The sequence below is a fragment of the Enterococcus sp. DIV2371 genome (assembly GCF_050498525.1).
Lineage (GTDB): Bacteria > Bacillota > Bacilli > Lactobacillales > Enterococcaceae > Enterococcus_B > Enterococcus_B mangumiae.
In genome coordinates this window covers 1,082,694-1,107,500 of record NZ_JBIPAJ010000001.1, presented here as the reverse complement: position 1 = coordinate 1,107,500, position 24,807 = coordinate 1,082,694, and the positions used below count along the sequence as shown (strand labels likewise).

Below are 24,807 nucleotides of genomic sequence, written 5' to 3'. Positions count from 1 at the left end.
GTCTCTTCAACTTAACCTCGCATGCAATCGTAACTCGCCGGTTCATTCTACAAAAGGCACGCCATCACCCATTAACGGGCTTTGACTTGTTGTAGGCACACGGTTTCAGGTTCTATTTCACTCCCCTTCCGGGGTGCTTTTCACCTTTCCCTCACGGTACTGGTTCACTATCGGTCACTAGGGAGTATTTAGCCTTGGGAGATGGTCCTCCCGGATTCCGACGGAATTCCTCGTGTTCCGCCGTACTCAGGATCCTCCTAGGTGCCTTCCAAATTTCGTCTACGGGGCTTTCACCCTCTTTGACTGACTTTTCCAAGTCATTCGACTATCTGAAAGAACTACCAGATCGGAGTCCTACAACCCCAATGAGCAAGCTCATTGGTTTGGGCTTTTCCCGTTTCGCTCGCCGCTACTCAGGGAATCGAATTTTCTTTCTCTTCCTGCAGGTACTTAGATGTTTCAGTTCTCTGCGTCTACCTCGTATACGCTATGTATTCACGTATACGTAACATCCTATAAAAGATGCTGGGTTCCCCCATTCGGAAATCTCTGGATCATAGCTTACGTACAGCTCCCCAAAGCATATCGGTGTTAGTCCCGTCCTTCATCGGCTCCTAGTGCCAAGGCATCCACCGTGCGCCCTTATTCACTTAACCTTATCAACCTTACGGTTGGGTTTTGATCTTTCTTCTAGCGATAGAAGTCCGATCAAGAAAAATAAGCAATTGAACTTATTAAAAAACTCATTCAACGCGGTGTTCTCGGTTTGTATTACTTACATTTTTACTTCAATATCCAGTTTTCAATGAACAAAAATTTTGAGAGTAGACCTCTCAAAACTGAACAAAGTATCGACAAACGTGTGTAGTCTCCGTAATATTCCTTAGAAAGGAGGTGATCCAGCCGCACCTTCCGATACGGCTACCTTGTTACGACTTCACCCCAATCATCTATCCCACCTTAGGCGGCTGGCTCCAAAAGGTTACCTCACCGACTTCGGGTGTTACAAACTCTCGTGGTGTGACGGGCGGTGTGTACAAGGCCCGGGAACGTATTCACCGCGGCGTGCTGATCCGCGATTACTAGCGATTCCGGCTTCATGTAGGCGAGTTGCAGCCTACAATCCGAACTGAGAGAAGCTTTAAGAGATTAGCTTAGCCTCGCGACTTCGCGACTCGTTGTACTTCCCATTGTAGCACGTGTGTAGCCCAGGTCATAAGGGGCATGATGATTTGACGTCATCCCCACCTTCCTCCGGTTTGTCACCGGCAGTCTTGCTAGAGTGCCCAACTAAATGATGGCAACTAACAATAAGGGTTGCGCTCGTTGCGGGACTTAACCCAACATCTCACGACACGAGCTGACGACAACCATGCACCACCTGTCACTTTGCCCCCGAAGGGGAAGCTCTATCTCTAGAGTGGTCAAAGGATGTCAAGACCTGGTAAGGTTCTTCGCGTTGCTTCGAATTAAACCACATGCTCCACCGCTTGTGCGGGCCCCCGTCAATTCCTTTGAGTTTCAACCTTGCGGTCGTACTCCCCAGGCGGAGTGCTTAATGCGTTAGCTGCAGCACTGAAGGGCGGAAACCCTCCAACACTTAGCACTCATCGTTTACGGCGTGGACTACCAGGGTATCTAATCCTGTTTGCTCCCCACGCTTTCGAGCCTCAGCGTCAGTTACAGACCAGAGAGCCGCCTTCGCCACTGGTGTTCCTCCATATATCTACGCATTTCACCGCTACACATGGAATTCCACTCTCCTCTTCTGCACTCAAGTCTCCCAGTTTCCAATGACCCTCCCCGGTTGAGCCGGGGGCTTTCACATCAGACTTAAGAAACCGCCTGCGCTCGCTTTACGCCCAATAAATCCGGACAACGCTTGCCACCTACGTATTACCGCGGCTGCTGGCACGTAGTTAGCCGTGGCTTTCTGGTTAGATACCGTCAAGGGGTGAACAGTTACTCTCACCCTTGTTCTTCTCTAACAACAGAGTTTTACGATCCGAAAACCTTCTTCACTCACGCGGCGTTGCTCGGTCAGACTTTCGTCCATTGCCGAAGATTCCCTACTGCTGCCTCCCGTAGGAGTTTGGGCCGTGTCTCAGTCCCAATGTGGCCGATCACCCTCTCAGGTCGGCTATGCATCGTGGCCTTGGTGAGCCGTTACCTCACCAACTAGCTAATGCACCGCGGGTCCATCCATCAGCGGCACCGTAAAGCGCCTTTCAAACCGAAACCATGCGGTTTCGATTGTTATACGGTATTAGCACCTGTTTCCAAGTGTTATCCCCTTCTGATGGGCAGGTTACCCACGTGTTACTCACCCGTTCGCCACTCCTCTTTTTCCGGTGGAGCAAGCTCCGGTGGAAAAAGAAGCGTTCGACTTGCATGTATTAGGCACGCCGCCAGCGTTCGTCCTGAGCCAGGATCAAACTCTCATAATATGCTAGTTCCTCACAGCGATAGCTGATGTGGAACTGTAGTTCGAAATTTACTTTCGAACATCATAATAGTTCATTTGTTAAGCTCAATTTGTTTGCTAGCATATTGCTTGCTTGTTAAAAATGTTTGTTGTCTTGAATTGAATCAAGACGCCCTACACATTTGGTTTGTCTTACTTTGTTCAGTTTTCAAAGGTCTAATCTTTCTTGTTTCAACAACTTTTATATCTTAACACTTTCTTAAAAGATTGTCAACAAGTTTTTTCTTCCTTGTTTAGAAAGTTTGTTGTCGTCATTTCTTAGCGACTTGATTAATATACCATCTCGTTTGTTATTTGTCAACAACTTTTTTCGTTGATTTATTAAGCTTTATATCACTTTTGAAATTAGCGACTCAGTTATTATAACATAGCTCCAAAACCTAGTCAACAGTTAAATCAAACAATTTGTTGCAGTAGTTTTATCTGCTTTGTCAGAACAAATAATAATATATCAAGGACTCAAAAAAATTGCAATAGAAAAAATGCGATTTTCAATGAATATTTTTAAAGCCGAATATTCAGCGTTTTTCTTTTAAAATCAACAGTTTTTTACTGTTATTTAATTGTATACAGCTGAAATCAAAGAATTAAAGTTCGCCTCTTTTTCAGACATCCTCCGCAAAGATCTGATTATTAGAGCAAAAGACGGCTCGCTACGTTCGATAAATCCATAAAAAAAACAAGTAAAGTATGATACTTTACTTGTCCTCTGTTCTTACGATCGGTACAAAAATCCTAAAAATCGTCCCTTGACCAACCACACTCTCAGCTAATATTCGACCTTTATAGCTTTCGACAAGTTGTTTGGCGATAGACAACCCTAACCCATTTCCACCTTTTGTTCGTGCTCTCGCTTTATCGACCCGATAAAAACGGTTGAAAATTTTCTTCAGGTCCTCTTCAGGGATTCCTTCACCAAAATCTTGGATGGCAATCTCAAATTCGCTAAGTGTTGATGAGATTGAGATATGAACTTCTTTTCTAGTCGTTGAATACTTCACCGCATTATCTAAGATGATGATGATCAATTGCTCAAAATGATTCCTAAATATTTGTAGTGTTACTTCCTTAGCTAAGTCATCATCTAGTGTAATGACATAGTCTGGATAAAGTAATTTAAAATTATTGAATACTTGATAAGTCACTTCTTTTGCATTCGTCGTTTCATTAGCATAATAAACATCTACTTGTTCTGCCCTTGAAAGATCCAGCATTTCTTGTACTAAACTTTTCATACGACTGATTTCTTGCATACTTGCGGTCAATGACTCTTCTAGAATTTCAGGATCATCTTTCCCCCAACGATTCAACAGGTTGAGATGCCCTTCAATGATTGCTACAGGGGTTCTTAATTCATGAGAGACATCTTCTACAAATTGTTCTTGCTGCTCAATATAAAGACGCATACGATCAAGCATTTCATTGAAGATCTCAGCAAGGTCGGCGAGTTCATCATCTGTATCGATCTCTGGCATGTGGATATCTGATTGCGGATCTTTACGAATCGTATCCATGGTGTCTCTTAATACTTTTAACGGTTTCAAGAAGTATGAAGATAAGAAGAAGCCTAAGATACTACTTAATATCAAAGAGACGATCTCTAACACGATCAACGTCAACAAGAGATTGTTTCTTATGTCGTAGAAAGATGAAAGTTCGTAAAAGGTTTGAGTATACCCGATTTTTTCTCTCGTTTGTTTAGAATAAATAGGCTGGATCGATAAAAAACCAGTTTTTCCATCTAAGGTAACGATCGTTGGAATCTTACGCGTTGTTTGAATCAATGAACGGCTTTTTTCATGTGTTTTGAAAATCAGCTTTTCATCAAGATCGTAAACGTATAGATCCATTGAGGCTTGACCAAGTTCAGAAATAAAGGAATCGATCTTCATCAAGTTTCCTTCAATGATCGCTGTATCATCGCCAGTGCCACCAGTTTGGTCAGCATTCGTTAAATTGCGATAGGCACTGATCAACGTCAACTCTTCGTCTGAATTTGATAAACGAGAAGCTGCTTCAGAAATCGTATGTTCCACGTTCGCTCGTTCTTTTGCTACGATCAAGTTGATCGATGACTTATAAGTGATCACCGCAAAGATCGTAAAGACGACAAATATGAAGAAAGAACTTGCAAAGGCCCACTTGATTGTCAAGGATGGACCTTTAAGTTCTCTTTTTTCTGTTTTATTGTAGTTGCTCACGAGCGCATCACGTAACCAGTCCCACGTACTGTTTGGATATAACTTTCCTCACCAGGAACGTCGATCTTATTACGAAGATAACGAATATACACATCCACTACGTTCGTTTCTACTTCGGTTTCATAACCCCAGACTTTATTCAATAAAACATCACGGGCAAGTACCACATTGACATTTTCCATTAAAGTAAGTAATAGCTCATACTCGCGTTTTGTTAATTCAATGACTTCATTGCCACGACGTACGACTCTGTTTTCTTTTTCGATCGTCAAATCGCGATAAGTGATCGTTGTTTGTTTGGCTACGTTTTTATCTCCTTCGATGTCGATACGGCGTAATAAAGCACGCAGACGTGCCAACAACTCTTCGATCGCAAATGGTTTGACGATGTAATCATCTGCCCCGTGATCTAGACCTGAAACTCGGTCGATGACAGAATCTCTTGCAGTCATCATGATGATCGGTGTATTTTTTGCTTGACGCACACGACGACAAACTTCAAGTCCGTTCAATTCAGGTAACATCAAATCTAATAAAATCGCATCCCACTCATTATTCAAAGCGGCATCAAGACCTGTCCGTCCATTGTAATGTACTTCAGCATTATACCCTTCATGCTTTAATTCTAACTCGACAAATCGGGCTAAATTTTTCTCATCTTCAATGATTAGAATATTACTCATTCAATTTTATCCTTTCTCTCTCCTAGGCTTCTAAACTCCATTATTATACCGATATATATTTTTTTAATCTAAAATCATTTTATCATGGAATACCATTTTTAAAAAGAGCTGAAGTCGTTCTCTATAAATTGACCTCAGCTCTTTCTTTATTACTTATTTGTTTCGCATGTTGAAGAGTTTAATCTTCGTTATACCATGAGTAATGGAAGATTCCTTCTTTGTCAACACGCTCATACGTATGTGCCCCAAAGTAATCACGTTGTGCTTGGATGATGTTTGCAGGCAAACGTTCGGCTCTGTATGAATCAAAGTAAGCAATGGCTGAAGAGAATGTTGGAACTGGTACGCCTGCTTGAACGGCTAGAGCAACAACTTCTCGTACGGCTTGTTGGTATTTCTTAGTGATCTCAACAAAGTAGTCATCCAATAAAAGATTTTCAATGTCAGGATTAGTATCGTAGGCATCTGTGATTTTTTGCAAGAAACGCGCGCGGATGATACAGCCGGCACGCCAGATTTTTGCGATTTCACCAAATGGCAGATCCCAACCATAATCTTTTGATGCGACACGTAGCTGTGCAAATCCTTGGGCATAGCTCATGATTTTACTGAAGTACAATGCTTCACGAATTTTTTCGATAAATTCTTTTTTATCGCCTTTGAATTCAAAGTCATTTGTATGTGACAAGATTTTGCTTGCTTGTACACGTTCTTCTTTGTATGCAGAGATATATCGGGCAAATACCGACTCAGTGATCAATGGAAGTGGTACACCAAGGTCTAAGGCACTTTGGCTTGTCCATTTACCTGTCCCTTTGTTTCCAGCAGCATCAAGGATCACATCTACGATCGGTTGACCTGTCCCTTCATCGTCTTTACGTGTCAAGATATCCGCAGTGATCTCGATCAAGTAGCTGTCTAATTCGCCTTCATTCCATTCTTTGAAGATATCTGCCATCTCATCAACAGATAGACCTAGAATATTTTTCATCAAGTCGTAAGATTCAGCAATCAACTGCATATCGCCATACTCGATCCCATTGTGGACCATTTTCACGTAATGTCCTGCACCATTTGGACCAATGTAAGTCACACATGGCGTACCATCTTCCGCTTTTGCAGAGATTTGTTCAAGGATCGGTGCAACTAACTCATACGCTTCTTTTTGTCCACCAGGCATGATCGAAGGTCCTTTTAACGCCCCTTCTTCTCCACCTGAAACACCAGTTCCGATGAAGTTGATGCCAGAGTTAGCTAACTCTTCGTTTCGACGGATCGTATCTTGGAAGAAGGTATTTCCACCATCGATCAAGATATCGCCTTTGTCTAAGTGTGGTAATAATTCTTGGATGGTCGCATCGGTTGCTGGTCCTGCTTTGACCATCAAAAGGATACGACGTGGTTTTTCGATTGAATCAACAAATTCTTCGATCGTGTATGTTGCTTTGAAGTTTTTGTCTGGATGCTCTTCTACCACATCTGTTGTTTTTGCTCCTGTACGGTTGAATAGAGCAACAGAGTAGCCGCGGCTTTCAATGTTAAGGGCTAGATTTTTACCCATGACGGCCATACCGACAACGCCGATTTGTTGTTTTGACATATAAACTCCTCCTACATATGGGATATTCTCCCTAATCTCTCTCATTATAGCTTAACATGGCTTACTTGCAAACCAAATAACTACGAATCGGTCATGTTTCTTATCTTATATATTCGAAATCCAATTGTTATTTAAGAATCAAAAAATAAACCCCAAGGCTCCATGGTTAGCCTTGAGGTTTTACATTTTCTAAATAAAATGTATTAAGCTTCTTTAGACATTACGTCCTTACCATCGTAGTAACCACAACTTGCACATACGTGATGGCTTTTTTTCATTTCACCACAGTTTGGACATTCGTTCAATCCTTTGATTGTCAATTTGTAATGAGTACGACGTTTTGCTTTTTTAGCTTTCGATGTTCTTCTAGCTGGTACTGCCATTTTGCTACACCTCCTTGTAAAGTCTCGTATCAAAATTTGATACAATATATTCCAATCTTACGCTTTATCATCTTCTTCTGATGCTGAATCAAAAAATTCTGATAGTTTTGCAAGACGAGGATCTACTTTTGTCTCAGCTTCTTCCGTTTTGCGTCTTTCGTACTCTTCTTCAGATAGCACTTCCCAGTCATTTCCTTTCGGTAATTCAGTGGATTGCTCTTCTTCTTCTGTGAGTACACGCATCGGAATCGCCAATAAAATGTTGTCTTCGATCGACTCTGTCACATCAAGATGTGTTCCTTCGATCAAGAGAATCTCTTCTGAAGGTAACTGTGCATCTCTACGTTGGTATTGTTCCATCGTCATAAACAATTCATCCACAGACAGTTTGATTGGTAATTCAACTGGGGTCAATGAACGAGTAGACGGAACAGTCAGTGTCGTCTGCGCAGTGTAATGAACGAGATAGCCTTTGTTATCTACTGAGACTAGACCTTCGACTTCCACAGGCGCAACATCTAAAATTGAATCGTCTCGCTTCATAAGAGCCTTTTTTACGTCAAGGGTCTCATGAAAAGTTAACGGTGTCTCTTGGTATTTTCTCAATTCCAATAAAGACCATTTCATAGTTTCATCACTCCTAAGCAACAAAAGCTATTATACAGGGCAAAAAGTCGGTTGTCAATGAAATTTTCTTGACACCTTACACTTCATAAAAAAACATTTAGCTTGTTGGGACAAGGTTTCGATATACTTATTTTTGTTCTCACTGATTTTCTTTAACTTGTTTGATTTGATAGTCGGAAAATTATGGATTACAATAAACATTATTTATATGTTGAGGGAGCGAATCGTTTCATGAATACCAGAGATCTTGAATATTATGTTCAAATCGTCAAACAAAAAAACTTCACCAAGGTCGCTAAGTTTTTCGAGGTCAGTCAGCCAACGATCACTTATGCCATCCAACGCCTTGAAAAAGAACTTGGTGCTACGCTCATTACAAGAGATCGTTCCCATCATGAACTGATCATCACTCCTGCTGGCAAGCAATTGATGATCCACGCACAATCAGTCTTACAAGAAATCACTCTTGCCAAAGCTGAGATTGCACAATTACAAAAGAAAAAATTGCGTTTTGGCATGCCGCCTATCATTGGTAACGAGTATTTCCCAAAATTATCGAGCTACTTTATCAAGTACCAATTGATGGCACAGATCGATATCGTTGATGGTGGTTCTCGTGATCTATACGGAATGATCCATCAAGGTCGTATCGATATCGCAATCCTCGGGTCCACACAACCGATCGTCGATCAGAAGCTTGAAGTCGAACGATTGTTAGATAAATGCTTTATGATCGTCGTTTCTCCTTCACACCCTCTAGCAGAGCGCACAAGCGTTTCTTTTAAGGAGTTAGCAGATGAACAATTTGTTTTGCTAAATGAGCACTACGTCCATCCTGCTGCATTTACGAAGCTTTCTAAGCAAACGCATATCGAACCAAAGATCGTTTATCAAAGTAACGATTTGAACATCTTGAAAAGCATGGTCCGGGAAAATATCGGCATCGGCTTTTTGACGGAGATCGCCATCCACCCTGAAGATAATTTGGTCGCTATTCCTCTGGCAGATACTGATCAACCACGTTTTTTGATCTCATTAGCTACACGTGCGCAACAGTTGCCAACCGTCTTACATGAAAACGTGATTGAAGTGATCCACGAATTCATGCAAACACAAAAATAGTTTACTCAAACGAAACATTGGATCACACAAAAAAAGAGTGCTGAGATTTCTCTCGGCACTCTTTTTGATGTGGATTAGATAGCTGTTGTTTCTCCGCGATATACAATACCACGACGAGCATCAACAGTGATCAATTCTCCGTCTTTGATTGTTGAAGTTGCGTCTTTCGCACCAACGATCACAGGAATATCTTGTGCAATCCCTACAACTGCTGCGTGAGAAGTCAAACCGCCTTCTTCAACAACAACTGCTGCTGCTTTTTCGATTGCAGGCATGTATTCTTTGTCTGTTGAAGGAACAACTAATACCATACCGTCTTTCGCTTTTTTGATTGCTTCTGCTGCTGATGAAGCAACGACAGCGTTAGCTACTAAAGATTGTTGTCCGATTCCTTGAGCTTCAAGCAATTTTGAACCAATCATTTGGATCTTCATTACGTTTGTTGTTCCACGTTCACCAACTGGTACACCAGCAGTGATCAAGATCAAGTCGCCTTCTGAAGCAAATCCTAGTTCAACTGCTTTTTTCGCAGCTAATTCGAACATTTCGTCTGTTGTTGATGGTTTTTCTGCAACTGTTGGATATACACCCCAGTTAAGCATCAAACCACGTTTTGTGCGTTCGTCAAATGTAACAGCTAAGATGTCAGCATCTGGACGGTATTTAGAGATCATTTTTGCTGTATAACCAGATTCAGTTGCAGCAACGATTGTTTTAACGCCTAAGTTTTTCGCAGCACGGGCAACAGATAGACCGATTGTTTCTGTCACATCAGTTTTATCAAATTCATTTAATTGGAATGAACCTAATTCTGATAATGCCATTTCAGCTTGTTGGTCGATACGAGCCATTGTTGCAACAGCTTCAACAGGATAGTCACCATTTGCTGATTCACCTGATAGCATTGTTGCATCAGTTCCGTCAAATACCGCATTCGCAACGTCAGAAGCTTCCGCACGTGTTGGACGTGGGTTTTCTTGCATTGATTCTAACATTTGTGTTGCAGTGATTACTGGGATACCCGCAGCGTTACAGTTTTTGATGATACGTTTTTGCACCATTGGTACTAATTCAGCAGGGATCTCAACACCCATATCTCCACGAGCGATCATCACACCGTCAGAAACTTTGATGATTTCATCGATGTTGTCGATACCTTCTTGAGATTCGATTTTAGGGAAGATTTGAACATGTGTCATGTCTTTTTCTTCTAAAATTTCACGGATGTCTAATACGTCTTGCGCTTTACGAACAAAACTTGCTGCGATGAAGTCGATGTCGTTATCAAGTCCGAAACGGATATCGTCAGCATCTTTTGGTGTAATACCTGGTAAACTGATTGATACGCCTGGTGCATTCACACCTTTACGTGATCCTAGCATACCTGCATTTTTAACTTCTACAACTAATTCGCGTGTTGCTTCGTCTTTTTCGATGATTTCCATGTCGATCAAGCCATCATCGAATAAGATGTGTCCACCTACATGTACGTCTTCAAAAAGACCTGGGTAAGTCACAGCGATTTTTTCTTTTGAACCAACATGTTCAGGGTCCATTGAGATGCGTGTTTTGTCGCCTACTTCAAATTTGATGTAGCCTGCGCGGCCAAAATCTTCTTCAGTTGTACCTTGAACTGTTGTACGGATTTCTGCACCTTTTGTATCTAAAAGGATACCGACATCTTTACCAGTTTTTTTAACTGCTTCACGAACCATTACCATACGAGATAATTGTTCTTCATGGTCACCATGTGAAAAGTTGAAGCGGAAGACATTTGCTCCAGATTCAATCAATTTAGAAATAGTTTCTACTGAATTACTGGCTGGTCCTAATGTACTAACGATTTTCGTTTTTTTCATTTTACAAAACTCTCCCATTCAAATTGTTTATTTAAAGCCATTCAAAGCTTAAATATCTGTTAGATATTGAGAAGACTTGCTTCTCACTCCCATATATATCTAGTGATTTATCTGACTGCTTTCCTTTATTAGAAAGAAAGTGAGTTGTTCAAGTCGTATAATGATAAATCTGGTTGGTGTTTGTTGTTTTCTAATGTATCGATGATATCAGCTTCAACGATGTCGTTGTCACGGATTCCGATACACAATCCACCTTTACCTTGTTGCAATAATTCAACAGCATGTGCGCCGAATTTACTTGCTAATACACGGTCACGTGCAGTTGGTGAACCACCACGTACAACGTGTCCTAAGATCGATACACGTGTATGATAATCGCCATATTCTGACAATTTTTCTGCAAATTCGTTTCCGCCCATTACGCCTTCAGCTAAAATGATCAAGCAATGTTTTTTGCCGCGATCGCGTCCGTCTTGGATTTTTTTAGCAACGACTGCCATGTCAAAATCATGTTCAGGGATGATGATTTCATCTGCTCCACCAGCAACACCTGACCATAAAGCGATATCTCCTGCATTACGACCCATTACTTCGATCACAAACGTACGAACGTGTGAAGTTGCTGTGTCACGGATACGGTCGATTGATTCTAATACTGTGTTGATCGCTGTATCAAAACCGATCGTGAAATCAGTTCCTGGAATATCGTTGTCGATCGTACCTGGTACACCCACTGCTGGGAAGCCACGTTTAGTCAATGCCATCGCGCCATGGTAAGAGCCATCGCCACCGATCACAACAAGTCCTTCGATACCGAATTTTTTCAATTGTTCGATTCCTTTTAATTGTCCTTCTTCTGTTCCAAATTCAGGATAACGTGCAGAGTATAAGAATGTTCCTCCGCGTTGGATCTTATCACCGACGTCTGCAACATCTAGGCGACGGATATCTCCGGCAACTAGTCCAGCAAAACCATAATTGATCCCGTAAACTTCCAATCCTTCATATATACCTTTACGAACGACTGCACGAACTGCTGCATTCATCCCAGGAGCATCTCCACCACTAGTTAAAATTCCGATGCGTTTCATATTCATCTTCACCTCATTAAATTACTTTATCCTAAGCATGACTTAGGTTTATAACCTTCTTTGTCTTAACCACGACTAACATTCTAACATTATTTTGCTCACTTGTCTTGATTTCCTGATAAAAAAATGAAAAAAAATGAAAGCAAATAGTATGTTTTACCGTAAGTTATTTGAAAACAACATTTTCTTCTTTTAAAAGGTAAGCTAATTGCTTCTTAAGACTGTCTGAGCCGTCGAGCCAAAAGGCTTCAGATAAGACGACTTTTCGTTGGTCTTTTTCATGATACATGACAACAGGAATGTATCCTGGGAATTTCTTGAACAGTTCTTGCAGTTTTTTCATCGTATCAGGCTGATCTGCTTCTTCTCTGATCCGCAAATAACACGTTTGCTCTGGATATTGTTGTTCCAGTTCTTCAGGGTCAGCGACCACTTCTGCGATCAATTGCAACTCTTGATTATATTTACTGATTTCTGAACGTCCTTGCACGTAAATCACTTGATTTTCTTTGAATAGCGGTCGTGCTTGACGATACAGCTCAGGAAAGACAGTGATCGCCAGTTCCCCGCTACTATCTGTGCCGCTGACAAAAGCCATCAATGCCCCTTTTTTCGTTCGGATCTCTCTTACTTCTTTGACCATCACTAAGACATTGGTTGCTTGTTTAGGCACGATCTCTGTGACCAAATGGACTCGCTTTGCTAATTTCAGTCGTTCGTAACCTTCTGTTGGATGACCGGATAGATAAACACCCAGATATTCTTCTTCCAATTGCAGTTTCTCTTCGAGGGTATAATCAGCAACTTCTTCTTCTTTTAAAGCCATGATATCCAATAAATCTAAACTACCGCCACTATATAAGATGTTTTGGATCTTACCTTCTAAATCCAACATCAACTGTCTGCGATTTGCTGCTAATTCATCAAACACACCAGCTGCGACCAACGTTTTCAGTAAGTCCAACTTCAGCCAACGTTTATTGATCCGTATCAAAAACTGATCTACGGAACGAAACGGCCCTTCTTCTTTTCGTTCACGGATGACCTCTTCAACAAAATCTCTACGAACCCCTTTGATTGCGGTCAATCCAAAGCGGATCGTTTCTTTGTCTGTCAACTCAAAACCATAAAAACTTTGATTGATCGATGGCGCTGTCAGTTTTAGTTTATACTTTTTCGCCTCAGCAATATACTCTTTTAGCTTTGCAGTATTGTGACGAACAGAATTCATCAAACTTACAAAAAATGCGCCGGGATGATGTGCTTTTAGATAGGCCATTTGAAACCCGACAAAGGAATAAGCAAACGCATGGGAACGGTTGAAACCATAGTTTGCAAAGCGTTCGATGTATTCGTAGACTTCATTCGCTTTTTCGCTACGGTATCCTTGTTGGACTGCCCCATTCACGAAATGATCTCTTTCTTCATCGATGACTTCTTTTTTCTTTTTACTGATTGCTCGCCTTAAAATATCCGCTTGGCCAAGAGAGAAGCCCGCCATAGTTGAAGCAATTTGCATGATTTGTTCTTGATACACGATGACGCCATACGTATTTTTTAAAATCGGCATCAATGAATCATCAGGATAATGGATTTTTTCTTTCCCTTTCTTCCGAGCAATAAATGTATCGATGTTCTGCATTGGTCCGGGTCGATATAACGCATTGACCGCCGCGATATCCTCGATGTTTTCTGGTCCTAGTCTTCGTAGAACATTCCGAATCCCCGCAGATTCAAATTGGAAAACACCAGTTGTTTCTCCTTGCTGAAAAAGCTGTAATGCTTTGGGGTCATTCAATGGGATTTCTTTTAGTTGGATTTCTTTGTTCTCGATTCGTTTGATTGCTTTGACTGTGTAATCAATGATCGATAGATTTCTTAATCCAAGGAAATCCATTTTTAGCAATCCGATTGCTTCAACATCATTCATTGTATACTGAGTCAAATATGCTTCATCTGATCCTTTTTGTAAAGGAACTAACTCTAAAAGATTTTTATCGCTTAAAACGACTCCCGCCGCATGCGTGGAAACGTGTCTGGGCAATCCTTCAAGTATTTTAGCTGTTTGGAACAACAATTGATTTTTTTCGCTCGCCTGTACTAACTCAACCAGTTTATTTGATGTACGATAGGCCTCAGCCAAAGTCATTTTCAATTGATTAGGAATTGCTTTGGACCAACGATTGGCTTCGCTTTGCGATAGACCAAAGACGCGAGCGACATCTCTTAAGACCATTTTAGCTGCCATGGTTCCGAAAGTTGCGATCTGTGCCATATGATATTGCCCGTATTTCTCTCGGACATAGATCAGCACTTCTTCTCTTCGGTTGTCCGGAATGTCTAAATCGATATCGGGCATCGTAAAACGTTCAGGATTCAAAAATCGTTCAAATAGCAAGTCATACTCCAGTGGATCTACATCAGTGATCTCTAGGACAAAAGCAACTAATGAACCCGCAGCTGAACCACGCCCAGCACCTGTCACGATATTGTTCTCGTGAGCAAAAGCCATGACATCCCAGACAATCAAGAAGTAATCATCAAATCCCATTTGGTGGATCACTGACAATTCATAATCCAAACGCTCTTGATACGCCTTATCAACTTGTGCCACTCGTTTCTTTAATTGATTTTGACAAAGTTCTTGCAAATATTCTCCAGCAGAACGATTGTCTGGCACAGGATAATGTGGCAGTAACTTTTGATGGAATTGAAATTCAAACGTGACCGATTCAGCTAACTGATGCGCATGCTTTATCGCCTCTTCTAAGCCTGCTGCTAAAAATCTTTGACGTAATTCTTCTTCAGCAATCAGAAAGCCTCTGCCTGAATCCCGAGTTGTTTGTCGTACTTCCTCAAAAGAAAGTTGTGTTCCTTCACGAAGATGTTTCATTGTTTCCAAAGAAAAAAGCTCTTCTTGATGTAAGCTGGCAATCGGATGTAAGGCACAAAGTTTAAATTGGTTTGCTCGTAAATAAGCAAGCCATTCCGGCGCTTGCGTTGGTGTTTCTTCTGTCACACCGACATAAAAATGGGAAGACAGTACTTTTTCTTGTAACATTTGCCAGTGCTTATCAAATGAAGCGGACACACCATAATCGTCAGCAAGCGAGTGTTTTGTTGGTAAAACGACTAGCAAATGGTCGAGTTCGTTGATTTCATGAAGCTCAATGTTCTCCTGGATCATTTTTTTACTCGAAAGTTTGATCAATTGTTGATAACCTACAGCATCTTTTGCATAGAGTAATAATTCATAGTATCGTTCTTCAAATAAATAGGTAAGATTTAATCCAATGATCGGTTGGATTTTTTCATCCATACAGATACGGTAAAATTCTGCTGCGCCAGATAGCACATTCTTATCTGTGATCGCTAATGTATGATAGCCTAGTTTCTTTGCTTCTCGGACGTATTCGTTTATGCGAATCGTACTTTGCAACAAAGAATACGAGGTGATCGTATAAAGTTGTGGAAGAAACATTTTACATACCACCTTTTCATTTAACTTTCTGTTCTTCTGTCCTTATCGTTCTTATTTCACTCAGATGAACGTGTCGTTTATTCCTTTTTGACGCCACTCATTGCCTTTGGACGCTTGTTTCTCCCTTTACATTCCAAAAAAATCTGGTAAACTGAACTTAGAAAAGAGGTGTTTGATATGCGATATATCGTCACATTGTTTTGGGCAGTCATTTTAGGTCAAGTGGTTGGCTATATTGGTGGTGCATTAACGAGTAGCCCTTATGATTTTACTATGACGACTATTATTTCATTAGTTGCGGGATTGATCGTCATTTTGATCAGCGCTGCTGCAACACCTAAAAAAGAAACGACATCATCACATTCCTAAAAGCCGAACAGATTGGAGTATTCTCCAATCTGTTTTTTATTTTGCTTGATCATAGTTTTTGATGTAATACTTTTCTAAAATTGAACAGTGATAAAAGGATATTGGTTAGAACAAAAAGACTCGTCACAATAAACACTGCACTATAATTGTACGCATGGGCAATCGTTGAACCTAGCATTGGTCCTAAAACTTGACCAAAGTTCGTAAACATCTGGTTGTAACTGTATACTCGGCTAACCCCTTCTTCAGGTGTGATCTTGCTAATCAATGTATTGATCGATGGCATCAACGCACCTGTTGAAAAACCTAATATGAAGCGTAAAATCCCTAGTTGTAATGGTGTCGTTACAAACGCCATTGGTAAATAGCAACATAAAGATAAAACCAACCCTGCTAATAGAACTTTTTGATTTCCTATTTTATCCCCTAGCTTCCCAAGTCTTGGCGAAGAAAAGACGGCTGATACTCCTGAGACTGAAACAATCAAGCCACTCACAAATAAAATATTTGATGTATCACCGCTGAGTTCTCGAATATATAATGTCAAAATCGGACTGATCGTCGTGATCCCTAACTGTAAAATCAACGTAGTGATAAACAAACCGACTAAAACAGAAAAGTGATCCATTTTAGCAAAGACTTCTTTCGTACTGATCAGATCTTTCTTCTCAACCGGTTGGAAATCTTCTTTTACCATGAAAATCGTTAAGATCGTGGTGATCAGTAATAACCCTCCAGTAATCAAAAAGACATTTTCCATTCCGAACCATTGCGCCAAAGCGCCCCCCATCGATGGACCGATCAATGTGCCTGCAACTGCTCCAGTAGAAAGTGTGCCTAACGCCCAGCCACTTTTCTCTTTTGGTGCTTGTGAAGCAATCATCGCTGTCGCATTAGGTATGTATCCAGATAAAATCCCATTAAAGAAACGCATGACCAAAAGCCAATACGCATTTGGTACAAAGGCTAGTGACCCCATAGTGATCGTCATTCCGGCGGCTGCTCGGATCATCATCATTTTTCTTCCTTTTCGGTCAGCTAAGTTCCCCCAAATAGGCGCAACGATTGCCGCAGCAAAAGCTGTTACTGAAATCGCCAGTCCCGAAAATAATTCGATTTGATCCTTTGGTGTACCTAGTTGTTCAACGTATACTGGAATAAACGGCATGACTAAACTGATACTTGAACCAGTAAAGAAGCAGCCTATCCAAGCTACAAATAAATTTCTCTTCCATTGAATCTTCATTCATCACCCTTCTTTCGTCTCTATTATCATACCTATTTTTCTACCTGTGTGCAACGTATGTGCCGGTATCGTTCGTTTTTGCAAAAGAGGAACTAGACCAAAAAAAATAGAAGCAAAGGGTCAACCGACTCTTTACTCCTATCAATTGTCATTTAAATAACTGCTAAAATAACAAAGTTGAGGATGAATAAAATATCAACAACCCATAAAGCAAATGAAATCTCGTTTGTTTTGCCTTTGATGACTTTCATGATCGTATAGAAGATAAAACCAGCAGCGATTCCGTAAGAGATGCTGTACGCTAATCCCATAAAGATCGAAGCAAAAAATGCCGGTAAAGCTTCTTCCATATCTAACCAATTGATGTCAGCAAAAGATGCCATCATCATCACACCTACTAAGATCAATGCCGGAGCAGTTGCTTGTGCTGGCACGACAGCGATCAGTGGAGAAAATAAGCTACTTAAAGCAAATAATGCGGCTACGACAACTGAAGTCAAACCTGTACGACCACCAGCACCGATACCAGCTGCTGATTCGACATACGTCGTTGTATTCGATGTTCCGAAAATCGCACCAATCGATGTTGCAATCGCGTCAGCGAACAACGCTTTATCCATTTTAGTTTTGAATCCTCGTCCGTCTTCCAAGGCTTCCTCATCTTCTTTAGAGAAAATACCTGTACGTCGTCCAGTACCGATGAACGTACCGATCGTATCAAATGTATCGGATAAACTAAACGCAATGATCGTCATCAGTACTTGTGGGATCTTAGAGCTATCGCTGAATAAAGATTGCATCCCTTCCGCACCAAATGCTGCACCAAATGTTGTGCCTAGTTCATTGATTGAATTGCCTAAAGAATTTTGTTCCCAATCGATCGTTCCTAGATCGACAACCCCCATCAAAATTCCGATGATCGTTGTGACTACGATACCGATCAAGATTGCACCACGAACATTTTTAACAACTAAGATCGATGTCAAAACTAACCCAATGACAGCTAATAGGATCGGCGCATTATTAAAGTTTGCCAGTTCAGGTACGATTCCGCCATTGATCGTCACATTTGTTACTTGACCGTTGTCAACGACAGAGCTAGTGATTGCTGATTGATCCGCAGAAAAAGACAAAAGCCCAGCATTTTTGATCCCAACATACGCAACAAAAATCCCAATACCTCCACCGATTGCATGTTGTAAACTCTCAGGAATCGCATGGATGATCATTTTACGTATATTTGTAACGGTAATAAATACATTGATCAATCCACAGATAAAGACCATAGCTAATGCTTCTTGCCAAGAATAACCTAACCCAAAGACTACTGTAAAAGTAAAGAAAGCATTTAGTCCCATGCCTGGTGCTTGTGCATATGGCACATTGGCAAATAACCCCATCACTAAAGTACCGATGATCGATGCGATGATCGTTGCTAAAAAGACTGCTTGAAACGGCATCCCAGAAGCTGATAAGATCGTCGGATTAACAAATAATATATAACTCATGGCAAAAAAGGTCGTTACACCTGCCATTACTTCTGTTGGTACGTTTGTATTATTTTTCTTTAGTTGGAAAAACTTTTCCATAAAAATTTCCACTCCCTGATTTTTTCTAACGGACTACATAATAATATGTAAAATAAATCCAAATCCATTCCCCCGTCGAACATTTATAAATTATATAGAGATTTCATTCGTATTTCAATAGAAAACTATATAAAAAGTTAGTTTATTCTAAAAATGTTCGTGTTTTACCGGTTTTTTTCTCCTTCTTTTCTCTCTTCGCTCATTAGCATCTCCTTTTCAGAAAATTTTTCACCTTGTTTATTCATCGAAATATGCTAGACTGAAACAAATCGTTGTTTGAAAGGAATGACAGCATTGAACAAAAAATTGATTGCGATCGACTTGGATGGAACAACTTTGAATCCTGATTCGATCATTACGAATAAAACCCAACAAACATTGAGAAAAGCCATTGATGCTGGCCATCATGTCAGTATTGCAACAGGTCGTCCTTATCGAATGAGCTATCAGTATTATCAACAGTTAGAATTGACTACCCCAATGGTCAACTTTAATGGTGCGCTCGTGCATATCCCAAACCAACAATGGGCTGGCGAGCAAGAAACACTGATCAATAAAGAAATCGTTTTTGAGATCTTAGCGCAAAAAAATCAATTGAACCTAGACTTTATCGCTGCGGAGAATCGCGATACTTTCTTTATCGATACGTTTGATTTTTTTGATGCAAAATTCTTTGCTTCACCAAATCCTAAACCAGAAAATCTACTGTCTCCTCGAAATCTAACAACTAATCCTACGTCCTTATTGGTACGTACGGAAAAACAATACGCCGAACAAGTTTCTGCTGAACTGACACGGCAATTTGGAAAACACGTAGATGTAAGGACTTGGGGAGGTCCGATGGCGATTTTAGAGATCGTTTCAAAAGGGATCGAAAAAGCAAAAGGAATCCATCAAGTGGCGAATCATTTATCGATCGAACAAAAAGATGTCATTGCTTTTGGTGATGAGCATAACGACTTGGAACTTCTCGAGTATGCCGGCTGGGGTGTTGCGATGGCTAACGGTACGGAGCAACTCAAAGGAGTAGCCAACGATGTCACTGAGCAAACAAACGAAGAAGATGGTCTGGCAAGTTACCTTGAAAAGTTACTTTCATTATAAAAAAAATAGTTCAGAAGATACGTTACATATCTTCTGAACTATTTTTTTATCTATTTGCCATGAACATATCGTAATAAGCATTCATGATCTCTTTTGCAATGATCGAATTCATCCGATCTTTTTCATCTAGAAGGTTTGGTAATACGACACTTACCGCGATCTCAGGATTTTCTGTCGGGCCATATGCAACGATATTACTATTGACCGTTGCAATATCGGGATGTCCTTCAGCAACCGTTTCGGCGGTCCCTGTTTTAGCAGAAAGATCCATCTTTGCATCTGCTAATGAGCGAGCAGTTGTGTAGGCATTTGTGCCATGAACCACTTGATGGAAACCTTCACGTAAAAGCGCCATGTTTTCAGGTGAGATATCCACTGTATTTTCAACAACTGGTTCCATTTCCTTTTTCACTTCGCCCAGATTACCATTCTCGTCATTGCCATAGATTCCTTTGACCAGACGAGGTTGGATTCTTTTTCCGCCATTTGCGACGGTTGAAGCATATTGCGCCAATTGGATCGGTGTATACGTATCAAACTGTCCAAATGCCAAATCGGTAAAGTTACCTGGTGTGAACCAGTCTTGGCCATTATCCTCATTGAATTTCTTCATGGACTCAACAGAATGTGAGATCCCCGCAGACTCATTCGGTAAATCAATACCTGTGATCGTTCCAAGTCCGAATTGTTTGAAGCCCTCACGCAATTGTTCATATGCTTGTGCCTCTTCACTCAAACTAGGTAAGCCCATATTCGGTACGTATTCTAATCCTAGCATTTTTAAAGCGACTTTGATCATGTACGTATTTGATGAAAGCTCTAGCGCTTGAACGACATTCAACGGTACGGAACCGCTACGATTGAAGACGGAACTTTTTTCAGAAGAGCCTTGCAGTCTGATCGGTTCGTCAACTAATACTTGATTGCCACTGATCACACCACTTTGCCAACCGGCTGCCAACGTCCCTGCCTTCACGACAGATCCTGGAACAAACGCATTGGTGATCGTACCAAGTGCATTTTCAGTCAAATCTTTTGAACCTTGTTCATGGCTAAAACCAGCCATTGCCAGAACATCACCCGTTTGTGGATTCATCGCAACGACATAGGCACCTGGTGAATATTGGGCTTTGCCATTATCGACTAATTTTTGATAATTGTTTCGAAGAATCTCTTCGACTTTCGCTTGGAACTCTGCATTGATCGATAACATCAAGTTCGAGCCTTTTTCTCCGGCATAAAGTTCTTTTTGTTGGATCACATTTCCATTATTATCTAACGTCACTTCATATTGTGTCTTTGTTCCTTGCAGAACATCTTCATATTGTTTTTCTAAATAACTTTGACCCACTCGGTCATTACGTGAATAACCTTTTGCCAAAAATTCTTCCACTTGATCAGCCGGTAATCCTTGTCTTTCTGAAGTCACACTTCCTAGGATACTCTTTATTGAATCCGCCGCATTGTACTGGCGTACCCAGTCAGTTCCTGTTGAAACTCCCGGAAGATCTGAAGCGTGTTCTGCTACGATCGCCAATTCTTGATCTGTCACATCAGAATTTTTGATAAAGACTGTATTCAATTCATAAGCGTTATTCATTCGTTTGAAAATCGTTGCAGCTTTCAACTGTTCTTCATTGAAATTGATTTCCTCATCTGTCACTTTGTCTACCGTTGCCTGGTATTGTTCACTAGTACTCAACTCTTTTTCTTTCGCCGACAAACGTTCGGTCGCCTCTTTCAAGTGAGCAGGATCAGCTAACCAAAAATCCTTCTTATCACGAGTCGTCAAATTTTCATCTACTGGCATGTCGATCAATTGCGTCAGTTTATTTGCTGTTTTCAGCAAGTCCTCGGCTGTCATGTTTCTGCCTCTCGTAAATGTGATCGCCTGATTGGCTTGATTCGTCACTAGTGCTTTTCCAGTCGCATCATAGATCATCCCACGAGGTGAGCTGACTTGCACCGTCAAAGATGAAGAAGATTTGACTTTCGCTTCTAATGTCTCACTGTTCACGATCTGCAAATAACCTAATCGAGCAATCAATGACACGAACAACGTAAATATAATGAAAAAAAGAAAATTTAAACGAAAAGGAACGTGTGAACGACGAAACGTCTTGTTTTTCGGTTCTTGAGTCCCTTTTTTTATTCGATCTAACCAAGAATTATTTGTATTTTTTTTCATAAAACTTTTCATCATTCCTATCTTTTGCATGGTTGTAACAGAAGCTTCCAACTACGAAAAATAAGCATTGCAAACCTAAAATATCTTCTTATATTTTGGCGTTGCAGGACTTATTTTTGAAAGAGTTGCTTCCGGAACACCGTTCTTTCGATTTGAGGGGACGACAGATAACTCATGTCATAGTGCCTCCATTGTACCTAAAAAAAACAAAATTAAAAAGTAAAATCCCAATCCGCAAGAAATTCTTTAATTCTCACCTCGAAAAAACCCGATTTGTTTCACAAACAAGAAATGTGTCACAAAAAACAACTTTAAAAATCTTTAAAAAATATGGTTGTTTTTGAAAATAAAGTTTTCTTTTACCGTGAAACAATGGAAACTAATCTGACATTGTGGAAAACTACCATCTGTTATTTCATTTTCGTTTGACATAATTCTTGATTGCTTCTTTGGTTTGCATGACTTTGTCGGTCAATTTTTCATTCTTCGCCATGTAGAAATAAAAAATGATATCGATCGTTGCAAATTGCGCCAGCAAAGAGTTTGTTGCCGCACTACGATTCGTGATCTCTTTAGGTCTTGATGTTTGGACAACGACATCAGCCAATTTGCTTAATTGGTTGTTCCCAAATTGTGTCAAGGCGATGACCTCGATCCCTATTTCTTTCGCTAACTGAGCAAGCATCACTACTTCTTTGCTGTTCCCAGAGTTAGAAACAAGCCATAGTACTTTTTTAGTATCGTTACTTACTAGTTGTGGCAATAACACATGGATATCTTTTTCAAAGATGATCGGTTTTCCTACACGAGACCATTTTTGGAGAATGTCCTCCACAACTAAAGAAGACGCACCTACTCCATAGAGATAAACGGTCTGGGCTTCTTCCAGACGTTTCACGACACGTTGGATCATCTCTTCTTCTAAAATATCCACGGTTTCTTTGATCGCCACTTGCGCATTGTTTCCTAACTTATGCTTGATCGAATAAAATGACTCGTTCGGTTCGATGTCACTAAAGCCTTCTACAATACCGGCTTGTAGTTCCGTAGAAACATTGATTTTGAAAGCCGTCAAACTTTGAAAACCAAGTTTTTTAGAAAAGCGAACCACTGTAGGGGCACTTACCCCAGCACCTTCTGCTAATTCATTAGCTGTCATCATCGGAATTTTTTCTACATGTGTCACGATATAATCGGCTAATTTTTTTTCCGCCGAGGAATACTCATTCATCATACTTTCGATACGACTAATTACGCTCATCTGCTACACTTCCTTTTTTCTATCAGTCTATATGATTATAGCATACTCAAAGGAAAACAAATCTGCTTCGGAACAAGAAAATCAAAAACATTCATTCGGCAAAAAAAGAACCCTAAATACGCGTGAACTCAGATATCACTTGTACTTTGGATTCTTTCTTATACATTTTTTAAATGCCTAAAAACCATCATTTAGTTCAAATAAATTACCTTCTGGATCTCTAAAGTAGGCACTCATAAAGCCGCCCCAAGTCTCCATTTTCTGTGGCTCACCTAAAAAAATCACGCCATTTGCCTTTAACTTCTGATAATCTTTTTGAATATCTTTCGTAGGGAGCGTAATCACTACTGTATCAGATGCTTTTTCTCCAACAGATGGCGTGTAGCCATTGATCAAAGACATTTCTTCTGCCAAAGTCATATCAAAACAGTTAGGTTCTCCTTCAGCCATTGCAAATGACGTATACGGACCTTTGCTATCTCCCCATGTAGGGACTAAACCTAATTTTTTTGTGTAGAAGTCATAACATCGTGCATAATCTTTTTGAATCACTAAACCTATTTTTGCCTGATTAAAGTTCATCTATCGACCACTCCTTTTATAAGTTACTCTCATTGTAACAACTCAACGAAGTAACGTATTGGATAGAAGCGACATTTTTCGCTGCTCGCTTAATTTTATGAATTCACTCGGTGTGAGGCCGATATTTTTTTTGAACTCATTGATAAAATGAGATTGATCATAATAATTTTCAACAAGCACTTTTCGATCCGTTGGTTGTGTGAATAAAATCGTCAAACTATGGTGAAATTTGATGATCGATAGCCCCATTTGCGGCGTGAGACCGTAGTGCTTTTTGAATAAGCGCTGGACTTGGCGTGGACTCAAGCCCATATACTCATACAATTCTTGAGTAGATGACATTTTTTTTACATATAAATCTTCAAACAGCTTGATGTATTCATTATTGATAATCAGTTCGGCTAAACCAGACAGATAGCCAATCAGCGTTTCTTTCATTTCTTCAATCGTAATAGTAAAAAATTGTGTCGTATCAAAATCATGCGCCACTTCCTCAAGCGGTAATACTTTATCCATTGCCTCAGTTGCCTCTCGGCCAGTCAGTGCAAAAAAAGCACCTGGCTTTAAACGAAAACCAATATAGTGTTCGGGAAAATTCGAGATAAAGTTGAAGTCAGTTTTACTTGAACCGGTATAAAAAACAGATTTTTCCAAGACATTCACAATCAAATCGATGCAACCATCAGCGATGATCACATCGTTCATCGTGCCACTGAAATCAATTGCAATCGACTCCCACATACACACCAAGACATCTGCTAAGTCAGGGAGATATATTTCTGTATAGTTGATTTTTTCTTCGTATTCTTTATGGAATAGATGATGCGGTTGGATTGGCTGGTACATTCTCTTCTCCTTCTTTATTCAGCTACTTCTATCTTACCATGATTTCGTTTTTCCCATCAGCAACGATCAGCTAGATAAAAAAAACAGGGA

At 40.4% G+C, this 24,807-nt stretch carries 17 protein-coding genes and 2 rRNA genes (1 of these 19 cut by a window edge); 3 read left to right on the top strand and 16 right to left on the bottom strand.

Features of this window, described 5'->3' with window-relative positions:
- The 7 genes from IGL24_RS05155 to IGL24_RS05125 all read right to left on the bottom strand — a co-directional run.
- Positions 1–656 (bottom strand): 23S ribosomal RNA (locus IGL24_RS05155) (it extends 2,259 nt beyond the left edge of the window).
- Positions 657–887: 231 nt separating this feature from the next.
- Positions 888–2,447, bottom strand: a 16S ribosomal RNA gene (locus IGL24_RS05150).
- The 16S and 23S rRNA genes sit together here, the layout of an rRNA operon.
- 736 nt (positions 2,448–3,183) lie before the next feature.
- Positions 3,184–4,686 (bottom strand): ATP-binding protein, encoded by a 1,503-nt coding sequence (locus tag IGL24_RS05145; RefSeq protein ID WP_206858440.1) that lies wholly within the window; start codon positions 4,684–4,686, stop codon positions 3,184–3,186.
- On the bottom strand, positions 4,683–5,369 hold the full coding sequence (locus IGL24_RS05140) for a response regulator transcription factor (protein ID WP_010735834.1): 687 nt from the start codon (positions 5,367–5,369) through the stop codon (positions 4,683–4,685). Before IGL24_RS05140 ends, IGL24_RS05145 begins: the two co-directional genes overlap by 4 nt.
- Positions 5,370–5,547: 178 nt before the next feature.
- Positions 5,548–6,969 (bottom strand): NADP-dependent phosphogluconate dehydrogenase, encoded by a 1,422-nt coding sequence (gndA, locus tag IGL24_RS05135; protein ID WP_206858437.1) that lies wholly within the window; start codon positions 6,967–6,969, stop codon positions 5,548–5,550.
- Between the two features lie 203 nt (positions 6,970–7,172).
- Entirely contained in the window at positions 7,173–7,352 is a 180-nt protein-coding gene (rpmF, locus tag IGL24_RS05130; RefSeq protein ID WP_010735836.1) for a 50S ribosomal protein L32, read from the bottom strand.
- Between the two features lie 57 nt (positions 7,353–7,409).
- Positions 7,410–7,979 carry a YceD family protein gene (locus IGL24_RS05125; protein WP_206858433.1) on the bottom strand — a complete coding sequence of 190 codons (570 nt, stop codon included), beginning with the start codon at positions 7,977–7,979 and terminating at the stop codon, positions 7,410–7,412.
- 231 nt (positions 7,980–8,210) lie between these two features.
- On the opposite strand from IGL24_RS05125, the gene IGL24_RS05120 reads away from it, so the two are divergent.
- Positions 8,211–9,101: a LysR substrate-binding domain-containing protein gene (locus IGL24_RS05120; RefSeq protein WP_207699886.1), complete on the top strand. Its 891-nt coding sequence runs from the start codon at positions 8,211–8,213 to the stop codon at positions 9,099–9,101.
- A 74-nt stretch (positions 9,102–9,175) separates the two neighbouring features.
- Here the strand turns inward: IGL24_RS05120 and pyk are convergent, their stop codons facing one another.
- The 3 genes from pyk to dnaE all read right to left on the bottom strand — a co-directional run bounded on the left by pyk (position 9,176) and on the right by dnaE (position 15,532).
- Positions 9,176–10,960, bottom strand: a complete 1,785-nt coding sequence (gene pyk, locus IGL24_RS05115) for a pyruvate kinase (protein ID WP_207699887.1) — start codon at positions 10,958–10,960, stop codon at positions 9,176–9,178.
- Between the two features lie 128 nt (positions 10,961–11,088).
- The gene (gene pfkA, locus IGL24_RS05110) at positions 11,089–12,051 is read right to left on the bottom strand and encodes a 6-phosphofructokinase (protein WP_206858461.1); all 963 of its coding nucleotides are present in this window, start codon (positions 12,049–12,051) and stop codon (positions 11,089–11,091) included.
- Positions 12,052–12,217: 166 nt separating this feature from the next.
- On the bottom strand, positions 12,218–15,532 hold the full coding sequence (gene dnaE, locus IGL24_RS05105) for a DNA polymerase III subunit alpha (RefSeq protein WP_207699888.1): 3,315 nt from the start codon (positions 15,530–15,532) through the stop codon (positions 12,218–12,220).
- A 177-nt stretch (positions 15,533–15,709) separates the two neighbouring features.
- On the opposite strand from dnaE, the gene IGL24_RS05100 reads away from it, so the two are divergent.
- Positions 15,710–15,901 carry a YjzD family protein gene (locus IGL24_RS05100; protein WP_206858426.1) on the top strand — a complete coding sequence of 64 codons (192 nt, stop codon included), beginning with the start codon at positions 15,710–15,712 and terminating at the stop codon, positions 15,899–15,901.
- A gap of 49 nt (positions 15,902–15,950) precedes the next feature.
- Here the strand turns inward: IGL24_RS05100 and IGL24_RS05095 are convergent, their stop codons facing one another.
- Entirely contained in the window at positions 15,951–17,147 is a 1,197-nt protein-coding gene (locus IGL24_RS05095; protein WP_206858424.1) for a multidrug efflux MFS transporter, read from the bottom strand.
- A 152-nt stretch (positions 17,148–17,299) separates the two neighbouring features.
- Positions 17,300–18,736, bottom strand: a complete 1,437-nt coding sequence (locus tag IGL24_RS05090) for an NCS2 family permease (protein WP_206858422.1) — start codon at positions 18,734–18,736, stop codon at positions 17,300–17,302.
- A 294-nt stretch (positions 18,737–19,030) separates the two neighbouring features.
- Here IGL24_RS05090 and IGL24_RS05085 point away from each other — a divergent pair, with 294 nt between their 5' ends.
- Positions 19,031–19,840 carry a Cof-type HAD-IIB family hydrolase gene (locus IGL24_RS05085; protein WP_207116054.1) on the top strand — a complete coding sequence of 270 codons (810 nt, stop codon included), beginning with the start codon at positions 19,031–19,033 and terminating at the stop codon, positions 19,838–19,840.
- A gap of 46 nt (positions 19,841–19,886) precedes the next feature.
- Here the strand turns inward: IGL24_RS05085 and IGL24_RS05080 are convergent, their stop codons facing one another.
- From IGL24_RS05080 to IGL24_RS05065, 4 genes are all read right to left on the bottom strand, one after another.
- Complete coding sequence (locus IGL24_RS05080; protein ID WP_206858416.1) at positions 19,887–22,043, bottom strand: peptidoglycan D,D-transpeptidase FtsI family protein; 2,157 nt, start codon at positions 22,041–22,043, stop codon at positions 19,887–19,889.
- A gap of 400 nt (positions 22,044–22,443) precedes the next feature.
- Entirely contained in the window at positions 22,444–23,289 is an 846-nt protein-coding gene (locus IGL24_RS05075) for a MurR/RpiR family transcriptional regulator (protein ID WP_206858414.1), read from the bottom strand.
- Between the two features lie 177 nt (positions 23,290–23,466).
- On the bottom strand, positions 23,467–23,871 hold the full coding sequence (locus IGL24_RS05070) for a VOC family protein (RefSeq protein WP_206858412.1): 405 nt from the start codon (positions 23,869–23,871) through the stop codon (positions 23,467–23,469).
- A gap of 42 nt (positions 23,872–23,913) precedes the next feature.
- Positions 23,914–24,717 carry a helix-turn-helix domain-containing protein gene (locus IGL24_RS05065; RefSeq protein ID WP_207699863.1) on the bottom strand — a complete coding sequence of 268 codons (804 nt, stop codon included), beginning with the start codon at positions 24,715–24,717 and terminating at the stop codon, positions 23,914–23,916.
- Between the last annotated feature and the right edge of the window lie 90 nt (positions 24,718–24,807).

What these genes read in the sequence shown, in the direction of transcription:
- IGL24_RS05140 (WP_010735834.1), bottom strand. Translation starts at nt 5,369, where the DNA reads ATGAGTAATATTCTAATCATTGAAGATGAGAAAAATTTAGCCCGATTT.
- gndA (WP_206858437.1), bottom strand. Translation starts at nt 6,969, where the DNA reads ATGTCAAAACAACAAATCGGCGTTGTCGGTATGGCCGTCATGGGTAAA.
- rpmF (WP_010735836.1), bottom strand. Translation starts at nt 7,352, where the DNA reads ATGGCAGTACCAGCTAGAAGAACATCGAAAGCTAAAAAAGCAAAACGT.
- IGL24_RS05125 (WP_206858433.1), bottom strand. Translation starts at nt 7,979, where the DNA reads ATGAAATGGTCTTTATTGGAATTGAGAAAATACCAAGAGACACCGTTA.
- IGL24_RS05120 (WP_207699886.1), top strand. Translation starts at nt 8,211, where the DNA reads ATGAATACCAGAGATCTTGAATATTATGTTCAAATCGTCAAACAAAAA.
- pyk (WP_207699887.1), bottom strand. Translation starts at nt 10,960, where the DNA reads ATGAAAAAAACGAAAATCGTTAGTACATTAGGACCAGCCAGTAATTCA.
- pfkA (WP_206858461.1), bottom strand. Translation starts at nt 12,051, where the DNA reads ATGAAACGCATCGGAATTTTAACTAGTGGTGGAGATGCTCCTGGGATG.
- dnaE (WP_207699888.1), bottom strand. Translation starts at nt 15,532, where the DNA reads ATGTTTCTTCCACAACTTTATACGATCACCTCGTATTCTTTGTTGCAA.
- IGL24_RS05100 (WP_206858426.1), top strand. Translation starts at nt 15,710, where the DNA reads ATGCGATATATCGTCACATTGTTTTGGGCAGTCATTTTAGGTCAAGTG.
- IGL24_RS05095 (WP_206858424.1), bottom strand. Translation starts at nt 17,147, where the DNA reads ATGAAGATTCAATGGAAGAGAAATTTATTTGTAGCTTGGATAGGCTGC.
- IGL24_RS05090 (WP_206858422.1), bottom strand. Translation starts at nt 18,736, where the DNA reads ATGGAAAAGTTTTTCCAACTAAAGAAAAATAATACAAACGTACCAACA.
- IGL24_RS05080 (WP_206858416.1), bottom strand. Translation starts at nt 22,043, where the DNA reads ATGATGAAAAGTTTTATGAAAAAAAATACAAATAATTCTTGGTTAGAT.
- IGL24_RS05075 (WP_206858414.1), bottom strand. Translation starts at nt 23,289, where the DNA reads ATGAGCGTAATTAGTCGTATCGAAAGTATGATGAATGAGTATTCCTCG.
- IGL24_RS05070 (WP_206858412.1), bottom strand. Translation starts at nt 23,871, where the DNA reads ATGAACTTTAATCAGGCAAAAATAGGTTTAGTGATTCAAAAAGATTAT.
- IGL24_RS05065 (WP_207699863.1), bottom strand. Translation starts at nt 24,717, where the DNA reads ATGTACCAGCCAATCCAACCGCATCATCTATTCCATAAAGAATACGAA.